This window comes from Rhodococcus sp. NPDC019050 (assembly GCF_055664235.1).
The window spans coordinates 22,483-36,978 of the sequence record NZ_JBVOON010000006.1 but is presented as its reverse complement, the minus strand read 5'-3'; the positions used below and the strand labels follow the sequence as shown (position 1 = coordinate 36,978).

The window sequence follows — 14,496 nt, the reverse complement described above, 5'->3', positions numbered from 1 at the left end:
GATGCCCAAGGGCATCGATCCGGGCTTGTCCGCGACGGCAAGCTTCGACGTGTTCAACGACGGAACGTTCTCCAACGCGACGCACGGTGTCGTGGTGGAACTGCACGAGGGCACCGGGAAAGTCGAGATCCTCAGGTACTTCTGCGCGGAGGATTGCGGCGTTGCGATCAACCCGAAGGTCGTCGAAGGACAGTGCCGCGGTGGCATCGCCCAAGGCATCGCGGGAGCATTGTTCGAGCAGGTCTCCTACGACGACAACGGGAACCCGTTGTGCGCAAGCTTCATCGACTACAAGGTTCCGACGGCCTGTGAAATCCCCGAGATCGGGATCCACCATCTCGAAACTCCCTGTCTGTTCACCGAATCCGGTGCAAAGGGCGCCGGTGAGGGTGGCACGATCGGCGCACCCGCCGCCGTGCTCAATGCCGTCAACGACGGACTGCGCGCAACCGGTGTCGAGTTGAACAACACGCCGATCACGCCGGTAGCCGTGCAACGCGCCCTGCGGAAGGAAATCGCATGAGCCACAAACAATTGATCGAATTGACCGTCAACGGTGTCGAGCACGAGGTGATCACCGAACCACGCCGCACCCTCGTCGACGTGTTGCGGCACGACCTGCGATTGACGGGTACGCACGTGGGCTGCGAACACGGAGTGTGCGGAGCCTGCACCGTTCTCATCGACGGCAAGCCCGCCCGGGCGTGCCTCACCTTCGCAGCGCAGGTCGAGAACACGGAGATCCGCACCGTCGAGTCGCTGAGCCCCGACGGCACGCTGAGCGATATGCAACAGGCGTTCGCCGATCACCACGGTCTGCAGTGCGGTTTCTGTACTCCGGGATTCCTGATGCTCGCCGAGGGTTATCTCGCCGAGAACCCGGACGCAACCAAGGACGAGATCCGCGAGGTCGTCGCCTCGAACTACTGCCGCTGCACCGGCTATCAGACCATCGTGGAGGCAATCGACTCGTGCGCCGAGCAACGTCGGTGCGCCGCCTGCCCGAAATCCTGATACCTGCCCCCGAAACGGAGAACTGCTGTGTTACTGACCAATACGCTCGACATCGACGCTTCCGCGGACGACGTGTTCCGGTTGATCAACGACGATGTCGAAAGAGTCGCCACCTGTGTGCCGGGCGCTGCGATCACCGGCAAGGACGGCGACACCTTTCTCGGGGGAGTGAAGGTCAAGGTCGGGCCTATCAGTGCGTCGTACTCGGGCACGATCCGCTTTCTCGAGATCGATCCCGATGCGAAGACGTTGAGGCTGGCGGCGAAGGGCGCCGACTCGCACGGCAACGGGGACGCCGAAGCCGAAGTCGCGATCACCATCGAGCCGAGGGGCGCGGGTTCGCGCTTGACGCTCCGGACAGACCTGGTGATCAGCGGCAAGATCGTCTCCTTCGGTAAGGGTGCGATCGTGGCCGTGTCGAACAAGGTGCTGCAGCAGTTCGCCGTGAACCTCGGTGCCATGCTGGCGGGCGGTCCCCAGGCGACACCTGTCGTGGCGGGAACCGCCCCGGTCCCCGGCACTCCCGCCGGCGTGCACACCGCTCCGGCGGCGGCTCCTCTCGCGGCCGGCGAGTTCGACGCGATGGCACTGCTTCCCGCTCCCGCACGCAAGTACGGGCTCGTCACCGCCGTGTTCCTCGCCGGGATGGTGGAGGGCTGGCTGGTCACCCGCGCCTTCGGCCGGCGGTAGGCATCAGATCAGACTGCGGGGGCGGATGGCATTCGCGAGATCGACCAGGGTGTAGCGGTGGGTGCGCGAGGGACACTTGCGGGCAAGTTCCCGCAGTGCGGCCTCGGTACCGCGGCGCAGTCCGTTCTCCGTGAAGCGGCTGCCGAGGATGCGATCGTGGTCCCGCCGCGGGGAGTGCCCGGTGCGCACCCACTCGAGCGCGGTCCCGAGAACCAGAGCGCGCATCTGGAGGGCGCGGCCCTCGTCCGTGGGAAGCGACGACACTCGGTGAGCGGCGTCGAGAAGGTCGGCATCCGTCAGCTCGTCGATCTTGCCGTCGCGCAGAAGGATCAGGGCTGCGGTCATGTTCGCGACGTTGTGGTGTCGTGACGTGTGCGGGACCTGGTCGAGGACGTCGACGGCGTCACCGATCTCCCCTCGCCGTGCGAGCTGACGCGCGAGGCCGAACGCGGCGCTGAGCACACTGTGGTCGGTGCGCCACACCGTTCGGTAGAAGTTCTCGCAGAAGACCCGCCACGCCGCGGGATCGTCGCTCTCCCAATGTTCGAGGGTGAGTTCTGCGGTGGCGGCCAACGCGAGTTTGGGCGCCAGTTCGCCCGGAAGCGCTTGCAGAACACGGTCGAAACGCGTGAATGCCGTCTCGTAATCCTCTTGCAGCAGCGCGGCATTGCCCGCGTACCAGTCGATGCGCCAGTCCGCGCCGACGTCCCGTTCGAGCCGGGCGAGGATCTCGATGGCCTGTTCTCCCCGTCCCAGATCCAGATTCGCGCGCACTTCGGCGAGGGTGATCTCACGGGAGAAGGCGACATCCGTGGTCCCCGCGACACGCTCGAGTCCGTTGTCGCGGGCGTGCCGCAACGAATCGAGCGTCTGCTGAGGTTCGCTGTGCACGGCGGCGGTGAGCAGCGCGGCACTCGGATCGGCGGGATCGAGCAGCGGGACGGGCAGCGCGGCCGTGACATCGCGGGAAGAGAGCATCACCACCCGGTCGACGCCGTCGGCGAGTACGTCGGTGCGGGCCACGGCTTCGTCGGTACCGAAAGTGGTGCGCTGCGGGCTGAACACCGTGGAGAAACCGGGATGTTCGGTGCGGGTCTGCTGCGACAGGATCTCGCGGAGCACCCCCGTCAACTGGCCGGCGACCTCGTCGGCCGACGAGAAACGCTGCGTGGGGTCCTCGTTCGTCGCGCGTAGCAGCAGACGATGGAAGGAGTCGCATTCGGTGAGGAGCGGGGCCTTCGCCGGGGCAGGTAGTCCGTCGAGGTAGCGGCCCTTCTCCGACGGCATCTCCAGTGTCAGCACCGCGAGTGTCCGGCCCACGGTGTAGATGTCGCTCGCGACGGTCGGGCCGGTCCGCACTATTTCGGGTGCCTGATAGCCCGGGGTGCCGTACAGGTAGCCGTAGTCCTCGATGCCTGCGACCGCGCCGAGGTCGATGAGTTCGATTTTCTCGTCGGTCACCATGATGTTCTCGGGTTTGAGATCGTTGTAGACGAGACCGATGTCGTGCAGATACTGCAGTGCCGGAAGGACTTCCAGCATGTAGGCGATAGCTTGCTCCACCGGCATGCGTTGCGGCTTGATGTACGTGTCGAGTACTTCGCGCAGCGTGTGCCCGCCGACGTACTCCATGACGATGTAACCCATGGGTGTGCCGTCGGGGAGAGGGTGCTCCACGAAGTTGTAGATCCTGACGATGTTCGGGTGGCTGACTTCCGCGAGGAAGTGCTGCTCGGCCACGGCAACCGCCTGCGCTTCGGCGTCACCCGAATGCAGCAACCCTTTGAGCACCACCCACCGATCGCTGACGTTGCGGTCCACGGCGAGATAGATCCAGCCGAGTCCGCCGTGGGCCAGGCACCCCTGGATCTCGTACTGGCCCGCCACGAGATCCCCGCGTGTCAGCGCCGGAGTGAACGAGTAGGGCGATCCACAGTGCGGGCACGTGCCGGTCGCCGGCGCCGGCCCGGACGGGGTGGTGCGGCCCACCGGTTCCCCGCACTTCCAGCAGAACCGTTTGCCCTCGGCGACATGCGGATTGCGCAGAACGGCTTGCATCGGATCCTGCGGGGCGGCGACCGGGACATCGACGAGCCCTGCGATCCGGCGACGTCCGGTGGCGCGCGTCCGGCTGCGGCGGCTCGCCGTCCGCTGCGAGGGGACCGATCGCTCGGACGGGCCGGTGACCGGCAGCGGGGCCCGTTGCGTGCCCTGGCCCGGTGCCGTGTCGCCCGGCGCGTTCGCCGCAGCGGCTTCGGCGTCGTCGGGCGTGCGGTTACCGGACATCACTTCCTCAATCCACGTACGTGGGGGCCGGAGGCTCCGGCGCAGGCCCCAATACCGAAAGGTACCTGTCGTACAACTCGGTCCACGTGCCGTCGGCGCGGATACGCTCGAGCGTGCCGTTGACGAAGCGGACGAGATCGTCGTTACCGCGGGTGATGCCGATTCCGTACGACTCCGTGCCGAGCGATTCACCGACGACTTCGAGGTACGGGTCCTGGGCGGCGAAACCCGCGAGGATCGTGTCGTCGGTGCTCACGGCGTCGACCTGCCCCTGCTGCAGAACGACGAGGCAGTCCGCCCACGACGGGACCGTCAGAATCGGGGCGGAGGGCTGCACGTTGCGCATCCGTTCCAGCGACGTGGTGCCGTCGACGATGCACACCCGTCGCCCGACGAGATCCGAGACATCGCGTATGCCGGAATTCCTCACCACCAGCACTCGCTGGTCTGCACGCAGGTACGTCGTCGAGAAATCCACCAGTTCGCGTCGCGCACACGTGATGCTCATCGTCTTCGCGACGATGTCGACCGTCGAACTCTGCAGCGCCTCCTCACGTTCCGCGGAACTGAGGATCCGGAAATCGACGAGGTCGGGGTTGCCCAGGAGATCACGGGCGATTTCGCGAGCGATGTCGACGTCGAATCCGGTGATCTCCCCCGTCGCGGGGTCGCGATAACTGAGCAGGTTGCTCCCGGCGTCGAGTCCGACGATCAGGCGTCCCCGCGCGCGGATCGCGTCGAGGGTCGGCCCGGTGGTGACGCCGTCCGGACGCAGACTCGCGGTGGGGTCACCGCAGGACGGGGAGGCCGGTGATCCGGCAGACGGGTCGGCGATTTCGGCACCCTCCGGAAGCGGAAAGGTGTTCTCGCTCGTCTCGACCACGGATGTCGCAGCGGGAGGCTGGGTGGCACATGCGGACAGCACTGCCGCGACAGCGCAGAGTGCAACGCAGAGTACGGATGCGCGCCGGACGATCATTGGTACTCCTTGATCCGTCGCCACAGACCGATACCTGTGCCCGCGAGCGCGACGACCACCAGGATCACCGCCGCGGGCACGAGCCCGGACAACGTACGCGAAGCACGCGATTCGTTGTCGCGGAGTTCGGCCCGGGACTCCTCGATCGCGGTCGACAGGGCATCGTCGAGCGCGGTGAACTGTGCCGCCGATTCGTCCGGTCCCGGCCCGATCGCGAGGACGACCGCCGCCGCATAATCGCCGCGCTCGAGCGCGTCCGTCGTTCGAGCATGCGAGTTGATCCACGCCTCGCGGGCGGCCTGGGCCCGGTCCACCGCCGCGGCCCCCGCGTCGCTCGTGCCGGGCCCGCCGTACCGCTCGAGAAGATCGCCGAGGCGGGTGATCCTCTCCTCGTACGTCCCGTCGTACGCGCTGGTGATGTGGCGCTGGGCGAGCAGCAGCGTTTCGGCGGTGCGCGACTGCTGGGCGAGGATCCGGCTCTCCGTGAGGACGGCGAGAGGTTCGGCGCCCTGTTCGAGCGCACGTGCCGTCGCACCGGAGGACACCAACCCCGCGACCAGCAACCAGATGAGCAACGACCCGGCGCCCGCGCTGGCCACGAGCAACCCGGGGTTGAACGTGCGGCGGGTCTTGCGGCTGACGAGAACGTGGACCGCGACGAGCGCGGCGACGGTCACGAGCAACAGTCCGATCGCCACCCACGGGGGCCGGACCGCCGCGCGCTGGGTGGCCTCCACCGCGGCGACACCTTCGGTCTGAAGCTCCTGGGCCGCGGGAAGCAACACCGATTGCATCATGTACGACGCCTCGGCGAGATACGCGGAGCCGACCGGATTGCCGATGCGGGAGTTCGTGCGCGCAGTCTCGATCAGCCCGGTGTAGACCGGCAGCATTCGCCCGATCTCGGTGAGGTTCCGGGTGCTGTCGGCATCGTTCGCGGTCAGACCGGTCGCTGCGACCACCAGATGGTCGGAGGCCTCGGCGACCGCTGAGAGATAGCGTTCCCGGACGTCGGCCGGCTCGATCCCACCCGAGATGAAGCCGGTCACGGCGGCGGCGTCCGCGACGGACAGCGCGCTGTACAGATTCTGCGAGGCGTTCGCGAGAGGCTCGATGGTCGCGAGCAATCGGCCGTGGGTGTCCTGACGCGCATCCACGAGCTGCACTGTCACCACACAGGACGCGACGAGCAGGAACGCGAGCACACCCGCGAGGACCACGAAGAGGACGGGAGTGGTCCGGAGCATGCCCCGCCACCGGGCCGCGCGCACAACCGGATTCTTCCGATCCTCGGTACGCTTGGCGTGGCTCTCGACCGGCAGGATAGTGGGGGTCAGGCGAATATCCACCGCATAACCCTCCTTCTCGAGGTTGCCAGTTTGTGGAGCATATAAGCAGTACGCGAAAGAATGTTGCCGACCACGGACACGGGATCTCGGTGCCCCGACCACCTCCGTGACGGCCGGGAGCAGGGAGACGGACACGATGCGCGGTGACGGGGACGGCTGGGCCGTCGGGCCCGACGGTGACAAGCGGTGGGGGCGGCACGGTGCCGCCGGATTGCTGCTGCGCGCGCCGCTCCCCGACGGGACACCCGCGGTTCTCCTCCAGCACCGCGCGGCCTGGAGCCATCAGGGCGGAACGTGGGCGCTGCCCGGCGGTGCCCGCGACTCGCACGAGAGCACGGTCGACGCGGCGGTCCGCGAAGCCCACGAGGAAGCCGGTATCGAGGTGGCCGCACTCGCCGTCCGCGCCGTGCGTATCACCTCCGGGACGACCGACGGCTGGACCTACACCACGGTGGTCGCCGATGCCGCCGCGCCGCTCGCGACCACCCTCAACGGGGAGAGCACGGAACTGCGGTGGGTGCCCGAACACCAGGTCGAGGAGATGCCGTTGCACGCCGGTTTCGCCGAAGCCTGGCCGGCGCTGCGCACCCGGCCCGTCCGGATGTTCCTCGACACCGCCAACGTCCTCGGTTCGACCGGCCCGACGGGCTGGTGGCGGGATCGTCCGGGCGCGACCACTGCTCTGCTGGCAGATCTCGCGGCGGCGCTCCCTCGCACCGTCGAGCTTCCGGACGGTCTGTTCGGATGGGTACCGCGGGTCGAGGTGGTCCTCGAAGGAGCTGCCCGCGCGGCGACGACGGACGACGCCCGCATCCCCGTGCACACCGCGGACGGCAGCGGCGACGACGAACTGGCCCGCCTCGCGGCAAGCACCGCGACCGCGGTCGATCCTTCGGTGACGGTCGTGGTGACCGCCGATCGCGGGTTGCGAGACAGGCTGCCGGACGACGCGGTGGCACTGCCCCCGTCGGCCGTGCTGGCCTGGCTCCGATAGGTCGCTACTCGGGCAGCGCGGCCTTCAACGCGGCGGCGGCGGCGCGCGGATCGGGGGCCTCGGTGATCGCCCGCACGACCGCGATCCGGGTGGCGCCCGCCTCGAGCACCTGCGGGAGACGTTCGAGGTCGATGCCACCGATCGCGAACCAGGGCCTGCGGGGATGCGAGTTGTGGACCTCCCGGAGCACGGTCAGGCCGGCAGCGGGACGTCCCGGTTTGGTCGGGGTGTCCCACACCGGACCCGACGCGAAGTAGTCGACGCCTTCCTCCATGTCGGCCAGCGACGCCTGGCCACGGGTCCCCGTCGAGCGACCGATCACGATGTCGTCGCCGAGGATGCTCCGCGCGTGCTCGACCGGCAGGTCGCCCTGGCCGAGGTGCAGAATGTCGGCCCCGGCAGCGAGCGCGATGTCTGCCCGGTCGTTGACCGCGAGCAGCGCACCGTGCCGCGCGCACGCGTCGGCCAGGATCGAGAGGGCGGCGAGTTCGTCGCGAGCCTCGAGCCGCCCGAACTTCTTCTCACCCGCCGAACCCTTGTCACGCAACTGGACGATGTCGACACCGCCGCTCAGCGCCTCGTCGATGAATCGGGCGAGGTCGCCGGTGTCGCGACGAGCGTCGGTGCACAGATACAGCCGGGCAGTCGCGAGACGGGCGCGAGGATCGGGATGGTTGCCGCGGTAGGTGGTCACGGTCAAGACGGTAACCTCTCGGGTAGACGAGATACGACACGGGAGTCCCGAGGTACACGGGGCTGAGAGGGGGCCTGCCGGCCCCGACCGTTATGACCTGAACCGGATCATGCCGGCGCAGGGAGTGAGGTGGACCGATGACAACAGTGGCAGTCGTGGGTGGCGGCGTGATCGGCCTGTCGATCGCGTGGCGCGCGGCCCGCTCGGGATACACCGTCACCGTCCACGACCCCGATCCCGGCGCGGGTGCGTCCTGGGTGGCCGGCGGCATGCTCGCTCCGCTGTCGGAGGGGTGGCCCGGCGAAGGTGACGTCCTCGAACTCGGTGCCGCGTCGCTTCAACGATGGTCGCGGTTCGCCGCGCTCCTGCGCGACGAGACCGGCGCCGACCTGGTGACCTCCACGGCCTCCATGACCGTCGCTCTCGACGCGGCAGACGCCGCGGACCTGCGCACGGTCGCCGAATGGGTGCAGGCACAGGGACACGAGATGCGGGTGCTCTCCCGCGCCGAAGTGCGCGAACTCGAACCGTCGCTGGGACCGCGCATCCGGCTCGGGTTGCTGGCATCTGCGGAACTGTCCGTGGACAACCGGGCTCTCGTCGTCGCGCTTCGCGGTGCGGCCGCCGACGCCGGTGTCCGGTTCTCCGCGGCGCCGGTCGCCGACCTCACCGATCTCGCTGACGACCGCGTGATTCTCGCTGCCGGGTCCGCGTCGTCGCGGCTGTGGCCGGGACTGCCGGTGCGGCCCGTCAAGGGCGAGATCCTGCGGTTGCGGATGCGTCCCGGTGCGACTCCTCTGCCGCAGCGCACGATTCGGGGCAGCATCCACGGCCGGCCCGCCTATCTCGTGCCGCGACGCGACGGTCTCGTCGTCGGTGCCACCCAGTACGAGGCGGCGGACACCCAGGTGACCGTCGCGGGAGTGCGGGACCTGATCGCCGACGCCGAGGCGCTGCTGCCCGCGATCGGCGAATACGAACTGCACGAGGCGAGCGCGGGGCTGCGTCCCATGACGCCGGACAACCTGCCCTTGATCGGCCGGTTGTCGGAGCGGGTGATCGCCGCGACCGGGCACGGCCGCAACGGTGTGCTGCTCACGCCGCTCACCGTCGACGCGGTGCTCGCAGAGTTGTCCGAAGATCCCTTGACCGAGGTGAAGTCCGCTTCCCCTCGACGATTCACGGAAGTGAGTGCGCAATGACGAAGAGTGTCGGCGTCGGTATCACCGTCAACGGCGAGGACAAGGAATTCGCGGTCGCACCGACGATGGCGGAGCTTCTGGCGGACATGGGGTTGCCGGAGAAGGGCATCGCGGTCGCTGTCGACGGTGTGGTGTTCCCGCGCAGTCGCTGGGCCGAGCAGGTCCCCGCAGGCGCCCGCATCGAGATCCTCACGGCGGTCCAGGGTGGGTGAGTTCCACGGGGGTGCGTCCGGTGATCCGGCGGACCTGCCGCCGTTGACCATCGCGGGTCGTTCCTTCGGGTCGCGTCTGATCACCGGAACCGGCGGGGCTTCGAGCCTGTCGGCGCTCGAGGAGTCGCTGGTCGCCTCCGGTACCGAACTGACGACGGTCGCGATGCGACGGGTGGACGCGACATCGGGCACCGGCGTGCTCGATCTGGTGCGCCGCCTGGGGATCGCGCTGCTGCCGAACACCGCCGGCTGCCGCGGCGCGAACGAGGCGGTGCTCACCGCCCAACTCGGTCGCGAGGCACTCGAAACCGACTGGGTCAAGCTCGAAGTCATCGCCGACGAACGCACCCTGCTACCCGACGCGATCGAGTTGGTCGCGGCGGCAGAGCAACTCGTGGACGACGGCTTCGTGGTGCTGCCGTACACCACCGACGACCCCGTGCTCGCCCGTCGTCTCGAGGACATCGGTTGTGCCGCGGTGATGCCGCTCGGCTCTCCCATCGGGACGGGGCTGGGCATTGCGAACCCGCATCACATCGAGATGATCGTCGAGGCCGCCGGGGTGCCGGTGATCCTCGACGCCGGTATCGGCACCGCATCCGACGCTGCGCTCGCGATGGAATTGGGTTGCGACGCGGTGCTGCTCGCTACCGCCGTCACACGCGCGAAGGACCCTGCGCTGATGGCTTCGGCGATGCGGCACGCGGTCGAGGCGGGCTTCCGCGCGCGACATGCCGGCCGCATCCCGAAACGATTCTGGGCACAGGCATCGTCACCTCTCGAGCCCTGACACGGGGCGGCAGCTGCACAGATGATCGTGATCGGGCAGAGTAGGGCCCATGATCGAAGTGACCGGACTGACGAAGACCTTCGGGTCCACTACCGCGGTCGACGATGTGACGTTCACGGTCCGCCCGGGAATTGTCACCGGATTTCTCGGGCCCAACGGCGCCGGGAAATCGACGACGATGCGCATGATCCTGGGGCTGGACCGGCCGACGTCGGGCAGCGCCCTCATCGGCGGCAAGCCGTACCGGAGTCTGACGCGGCCCCTGCAGACGGTGGGCGCACTCCTCGACGCCAAATGGGTCCACCCCAACCGGACGGCGCGCGCGCACCTGCGGTGGATGGCGGCGGCCAACGGGCTGCCCGCCTCGCGCGTGGACGAGGTGCTGCGCCAGGTCGGCCTGACCGAGGTCGCCGGAAAACGCGCCGGGGGCTTCTCCCTCGGCATGTCGCAACGGCTCGGTCTCGCCGCGGCGTTGCTGGGTGATCCGCAGGTCCTGCTCTTCGACGAACCCGTCAACGGGCTCGACCCCGAGGGCATCATGTGGATCCGGCGTTTCATGCACGCGCTGGCCGCTGAGGGCCGGACCGTGCTGGTGTCGAGCCACCTGCTGTCGGAGATGGCGCAGACCGCCGACCATCTGATCGTCATCGGGCGGGGACGCCTGATCGCCGACACCTCGGTGAAGGACTTCGTCGACCGTGCCTCCGAGTCGGTCGTCGTGGTGCGCAGCCCGTCGGCGGACGAGTTGCGCGGTGCGCTCACCGAGCGCGGGCACACCGTCCGCGAGGAGGACGGTGCGCTGCTGGTGGCAGGTGTGGGCATCGCGGAGATCGGTGAACTCGCCGCGTCGCGCTCGATCGTGCTGCACGAACTGTCCAGCCGTAACGCGTCCCTAGAGGACGCATTCATGAAACTTACCGGTGGAGACGTGGAGTTCCACGGCAGCGGAATCGACGACGTCATGAAAGGCGGACTGTGATGGCCGTGCTGGACACTTTGCGGGCGGAACGTATCAAGCTCACCTCGGTGCAATCGCCGCTGTGGTGCACCGTGGCGATCATCGCGCTCGGGCTGGGACTGTCCGCGATTCTCGGATCGGTCGCCCGCAGTTCGCTGACCATGCAGGACGAAGTGGGGCAGTTCTATCCCACCGTCGACGTCGCGGTCAGCGGGATCACCGGCTTCGGCGTGTTGGTGCTGATGATCCTGGCGGCTTTGTCGGTCACCAGCGAGTACCGGTTCGGGGTCATTCGCACGACCTTCCAGGCCACTCCCAACCGGACGTTGCTTCTCATCGTCAAAGCGGGATTGATCGGGGTGCTGGGCGCGATCCTCACGGGCGTCCTCGGTATCGCATCGTTCCTGCTGGCGAAGGCCCTTGCGGGACCGGATGCGGGACGCGAACTCGTCCTCAGTGGTGAGGCGGCATGGCGGGCGCTCTACGGCATTCCGATCTATGCGTTCTTCTGTGTCGTGCTCGCGGTGGGTGTGGGCACATTGCTGCGCCAGTCCGCCGGGACGATCGCCCTGCTGCTCCTGTGGCCTCTGCTGATCGAGTCGTTGTTCGGACTGTTCGGATCGGTCGGGCGGGAGATCCAGCCGTTCCTGCCGTTCGCCAACGCCAACAACTTCCTCAGCCTGGAACAGGGCATCGAATTCCACTGGGGACCATGGGGTTCCATGATCTATTTCGCGGTCTTCACCGTGGTGGTGTTCGCGCTGTCGCTGGTGGTGGTGAACAGGCGCGACGCCTGACCGACGCGCGCGGTCGTAGTCGGTGGATTACCCTCTGGCCATGATGCGGGGACTGTGGGGGCAGGCGGGGGCGGCGATCGTGGTTGCGCTGGCGCTGGTGACGGGATGTGCGGCGGAAGGCAATTCGCAAAGCGTCGAACCCGACGGGTCGGGGGAGTCTTCCCTCGACCCGTCCGCGTTCGCGGACACGGTGCAGATCGACGCGGTCACGGCACATCTGACCGAACTCGAACGGATCGCCGGCGAGCACGACGGCAACCGCGCGCTCGGAACCTCCGGGTACGACGCGAGTGTGGACTATGTCGCGGGCCTGCTCCGCGACTCCGGATTCGACGTGCAGACACCCGAATTCGAGGTGAACGCATTCGAGGTGGTGACGGAGAGCCTCGATGCGGGCGGCCGCTCCCGGACGTGCGCGCACTGGGCTTCTCGCCGTCGACCGGGCCGGACGGACTGACCGCACGGCCCGTGCGGGTTCCGGCCGACGAGACGCCCGGGTGCGAGCCGGAGGACTACGACGGCGTCGAAGGAGTTGCCGGATCGGTGGTGCTCGTCGACCGCGGTGCGTGCACCTTCACGGTGAAGGAGCAGGTCGCCGCGGATCGCGGAGCGGCGGCACTGCTGGTCGTCAACAACGAAGACGGACCGCTCGCCGACGCAGGACTGTCCGAAGGCGACGATCCGCGAATCCCCGTGGGCGGACTGGCCACCGCGGACGCCGACACGGTCGCGCAGGCACCGACGCTCACACTCGTCCTCGACACCACGATCGAGAGTCGCACGTCGCGCAATGTGATCGCCGAGACCACCACCGGATCGTCCGACAACGTGGTGGTCGTCGGCGCGCACCTCGACAGCGTGCCGGAGGGGCCGGGCATCAACGACAACGGCACCGGGGTCGCAGCGGTGCTCGAAACCGCCCGGCAACTCGGTGCGGACCCGGCCGTCACGAACAAGGTGCGCTTCGCGTTCTGGGGTGCGGAAGAAGTCGGGCTCGTCGGGTCCACCCGGTACGTCGAAGGATTGTCCGACGACGAACGTCGCGCCATCGCGTTGTACCTCAACTTCGACATGCTCGGCTCCCCCAATCCTGGGTACCTCGTCTTCGACGGCGACGACTCCGACGGCGAGGGAGAAGGACCGGGACCGGAGGGCTCGGCCGGGATCGAGCGGACGTTCGCCCGATTCTTCGACGAACGTGGCATCGCCGTCTCCGGCACCGACTTCGACGGCAGGTCCGACTACGGGCCGTTCGTCGCCGCCGGTATTCCCGCCGGCGGTGTGTTCAGCGGGGCCGACGAGGTCAAGAGCGACGAACAGGCCGAACTGTGGGGTGGTACGGCCGGGGAGACCTTCGATCCGAACTACCACACCGCGCAGGACGACACCGCGAACGTGGACCGCGCCGCGCTAGCCGCGGCCGCCGCGGCGGTGGGCTACGGCACGGCGTTCTACGCGCAGTCGGTCGAAGGGCCGGACGGAGTGCCCGTCGGCGACGCGCGAGTGCAGGCACGCGCGCCCTTCACCGAGTGACGACGATCCACGCGGGGGAGGTCACTTCTCCTGAAGTCGCCACAAGGGATTGACCGGTCCGTGGCCGTGCCCCAGGTCGTAGGACCATTCGAGACACTTGGTGATCCATTCCTTCGCGAACGCCACCGCGTCGGGCACCGAACGGCCGTGCGCGAGGGCGGAGGCGATCGCGGCGGCCAGCGTGTCGCCACCGCCGTGGTCGTTGCCCGTGTCGATCCGGGGAGTGCTGAATTCCAGGAAGCGGTCGCCGTCGAACAGCAGATCGGTGCTCGCCGAGGACGTGCGCAGATGCCCGCCCTTGACGATGGACCACTGCGCGCCGAGCGCGTGGAGTGCTTCGGCCGCGCGTCGTGCCGACGGGTCGTCCACGACCTCGATCCCGGTGATGAGGCGGATCTCGTCGAGGTTGGGGGTGACGACGGTGGCCCGCGGGATCAGCACGGTGCGGATCGCGTCGAGAGCGTCGGCGTGGACCAGCGGGTCGCCGTGCATCGAGGCGCACACCGGATCGACGACGAGCGGTACCGGCAGTCCACGTCCGATACCCACCTCGGTGCACACCTCGGCGACGGCCTCGATGATCGCGGTGGAGGCGAGCATCCCGGTCTTGGCGGCGGAGACACCGATGTCGGTGACGACGCACCGGACCTGCGCGGCGACGGTCTCCGGAGGGATCTCGTGAAACCCTTCGACTCCGACCGAGTTCTGAACCGTGACGGCGGCGACGGCGACACAGGCGTGCACGCCGCACATCGCCATGGTGCGGGAGTCGGCCTGGATTCCGGCGCCTCCGCCGGAGTCGGTGCCTGCGATGGTGAGCGCGCGAACCGGGGTTTCACCGGCACGTGACAAGGGCAGAAGTTCCACGCGCTCACCCTACCGAGGCTGTGGAGACTCACCCCCGGCAGCGGCTCCGAGGCGGGCGCGTCACGAAAAGGCGGGAGCCGCGAAGTTCTGTCAGGAACGTGTTCTATAGTGTTCCAGGTCACAGTTCGATC

14 protein-coding genes, 1 pseudogene and 1 riboswitch are annotated in these 14,496 nt (G+C 68.3%); of the genes and pseudogenes, 10 read left to right on the top strand and 5 right to left on the bottom strand.

The annotated features are described in order from the left end of the window. The first annotated feature begins 1 nt into the window (after position 1). The 3 genes from AC0B44_RS09080 to AC0B44_RS09070 are packed head-to-tail and all read left to right on the top strand — an operon-like array spanning position 2 to position 1,704. A complete protein-coding gene (locus AC0B44_RS09080; protein ID WP_471902570.1) occupies positions 2 to 523 on the top strand; it encodes a xanthine dehydrogenase family protein molybdopterin-binding subunit in 522 nt (173 codons plus the stop codon). Next, entirely contained in the window at positions 520 to 1,014 is a 495-nt protein-coding gene (locus tag AC0B44_RS09075; RefSeq protein ID WP_471902569.1) for a (2Fe-2S)-binding protein, read from the top strand. Before AC0B44_RS09080 ends, AC0B44_RS09075 begins: the two co-directional genes overlap by 4 nt. A 27-nt stretch (positions 1,015 to 1,041) precedes the next feature. Then, entirely contained in the window at positions 1,042 to 1,704 is a 663-nt protein-coding gene (locus AC0B44_RS09070; RefSeq protein WP_471902568.1) for an SRPBCC family protein, read from the top strand. Between the two features lie 3 nt (positions 1,705 to 1,707). Here AC0B44_RS09070 and AC0B44_RS09065 read toward each other — a convergent pair whose 3' ends face one another. Genes AC0B44_RS09065 through AC0B44_RS09055 form a run of 3 tightly spaced genes read right to left on the bottom strand, consistent with a single transcriptional unit; the run spans position 1,708 to position 6,318 of the window. Continuing rightward, positions 1,708 to 3,990, bottom strand: a complete 2,283-nt coding sequence (locus tag AC0B44_RS09065; RefSeq protein ID WP_471902567.1) for a serine/threonine-protein kinase — start codon at positions 3,988 to 3,990, stop codon at positions 1,708 to 1,710. 7 nt (positions 3,991 to 3,997) lie between these two features. Continuing rightward, complete coding sequence (locus tag AC0B44_RS09060) at positions 3,998 to 4,969, bottom strand: glutamate ABC transporter substrate-binding protein (RefSeq protein WP_471902566.1); 972 nt, start codon at positions 4,967 to 4,969, stop codon at positions 3,998 to 4,000. Then, positions 4,966 to 6,318, bottom strand: coding sequence for a hypothetical protein (locus AC0B44_RS09055; RefSeq protein ID WP_471902565.1), 1,353 nt, complete (start codon positions 6,316 to 6,318; stop codon positions 4,966 to 4,968). Before AC0B44_RS09055 ends, AC0B44_RS09060 begins: the two co-directional genes overlap by 4 nt. Before the next feature lie 136 nt (positions 6,319 to 6,454). On the opposite strand from AC0B44_RS09055, the gene AC0B44_RS09050 reads away from it, so the two are divergent. Next, the gene (locus AC0B44_RS09050) at positions 6,455 to 7,312 is read left to right on the top strand and encodes an NUDIX hydrolase (RefSeq protein WP_471902564.1); all 858 of its coding nucleotides are present in this window, start codon (positions 6,455 to 6,457) and stop codon (positions 7,310 to 7,312) included. 4 nt (positions 7,313 to 7,316) lie between these two features. On the opposite strand, the gene thiE is transcribed toward AC0B44_RS09050, so the two are convergent. Continuing rightward, positions 7,317 to 8,006, bottom strand: coding sequence for a thiamine phosphate synthase (gene thiE, locus AC0B44_RS09045; RefSeq protein WP_471902563.1), 690 nt, complete (start codon positions 8,004 to 8,006; stop codon positions 7,317 to 7,319). Between the two features lie 28 nt (positions 8,007 to 8,034). Then, positions 8,035 to 8,147, top strand: a riboswitch (TPP riboswitch). Here thiE and thiO point away from each other — a divergent pair. The 6 genes and pseudogenes from thiO to AC0B44_RS09015 all read left to right on the top strand — a co-directional run bounded on the left by thiO (position 8,144) and on the right by AC0B44_RS09015 (position 13,498). After that, complete coding sequence (thiO, locus tag AC0B44_RS09040) at positions 8,144 to 9,208, top strand: glycine oxidase ThiO (protein ID WP_471902562.1); 1,065 nt, start codon at positions 8,144 to 8,146, stop codon at positions 9,206 to 9,208. Its footprint overlaps the riboswitch before it by 4 nt. Then, complete coding sequence (thiS, locus tag AC0B44_RS09035; RefSeq protein ID WP_471902561.1) at positions 9,205 to 9,420, top strand: sulfur carrier protein ThiS; 216 nt, start codon at positions 9,205 to 9,207, stop codon at positions 9,418 to 9,420. Before thiO ends, thiS begins: the two co-directional genes overlap by 4 nt. Then, positions 9,413 to 10,210 (top strand): thiazole synthase, encoded by a 798-nt coding sequence (gene thiG, locus AC0B44_RS09030; protein ID WP_471902560.1) that lies wholly within the window; start codon positions 9,413 to 9,415, stop codon positions 10,208 to 10,210. The genes thiS and thiG overlap by 8 nt, the downstream gene beginning before the upstream one ends. 49 nt (positions 10,211 to 10,259) lie before the next feature. Continuing rightward, the gene (locus AC0B44_RS09025) at positions 10,260 to 11,189 is read left to right on the top strand and encodes an ABC transporter ATP-binding protein (RefSeq protein ID WP_471902559.1); all 930 of its coding nucleotides are present in this window, start codon (positions 10,260 to 10,262) and stop codon (positions 11,187 to 11,189) included. A gap of 8 nt (positions 11,190 to 11,197) precedes the next feature. Continuing rightward, entirely contained in the window at positions 11,198 to 11,965 is a 768-nt protein-coding gene (locus AC0B44_RS09020; protein WP_471902700.1) for an ABC transporter permease, read from the top strand. A gap of 40 nt (positions 11,966 to 12,005) precedes the next feature. Then, a pseudogene (locus AC0B44_RS09015) lies at positions 12,006 to 13,498 on the top strand (M20/M25/M40 family metallo-hydrolase). Positions 13,499 to 13,519: 21 nt separating this feature from the next. Here AC0B44_RS09015 and thiD read toward each other — a convergent pair. Beyond that, a complete protein-coding gene (thiD, locus tag AC0B44_RS09010) occupies positions 13,520 to 14,365 on the bottom strand; it encodes a bifunctional hydroxymethylpyrimidine kinase/phosphomethylpyrimidine kinase (RefSeq protein WP_471902558.1) in 846 nt (281 codons plus the stop codon). Between the last annotated feature and the right edge of the window lie 131 nt (positions 14,366 to 14,496).

Bases quoted from the DNA above. Each gene is read 5' to 3' on its own strand.
- AC0B44_RS09050 (WP_471902564.1), top strand. From the start codon at position 6,455: ATGCGCGGTGACGGGGACGGCTGGGCCGTCGGGCCCGACGGTGACAAG.
- AC0B44_RS09025 (WP_471902559.1), top strand. From the start codon at position 10,260: ATGATCGAAGTGACCGGACTGACGAAGACCTTCGGGTCCACTACCGCG.
- AC0B44_RS09060 (WP_471902566.1), bottom strand. From the start codon at position 4,969: ATGATCGTCCGGCGCGCATCCGTACTCTGCGTTGCACTCTGCGCTGTC.
- AC0B44_RS09080 (WP_471902570.1), top strand. From the start codon at position 2: ATGCCCAAGGGCATCGATCCGGGCTTGTCCGCGACGGCAAGCTTCGAC.
- AC0B44_RS09075 (WP_471902569.1), top strand. From the start codon at position 520: ATGAGCCACAAACAATTGATCGAATTGACCGTCAACGGTGTCGAGCAC.
- thiS (WP_471902561.1), top strand. From the start codon at position 9,205: ATGACGAAGAGTGTCGGCGTCGGTATCACCGTCAACGGCGAGGACAAG.
- thiO (WP_471902562.1), top strand. From the start codon at position 8,144: ATGACAACAGTGGCAGTCGTGGGTGGCGGCGTGATCGGCCTGTCGATC.
- AC0B44_RS09065 (WP_471902567.1), bottom strand. From the start codon at position 3,990: ATGTCCGGTAACCGCACGCCCGACGACGCCGAAGCCGCTGCGGCGAAC.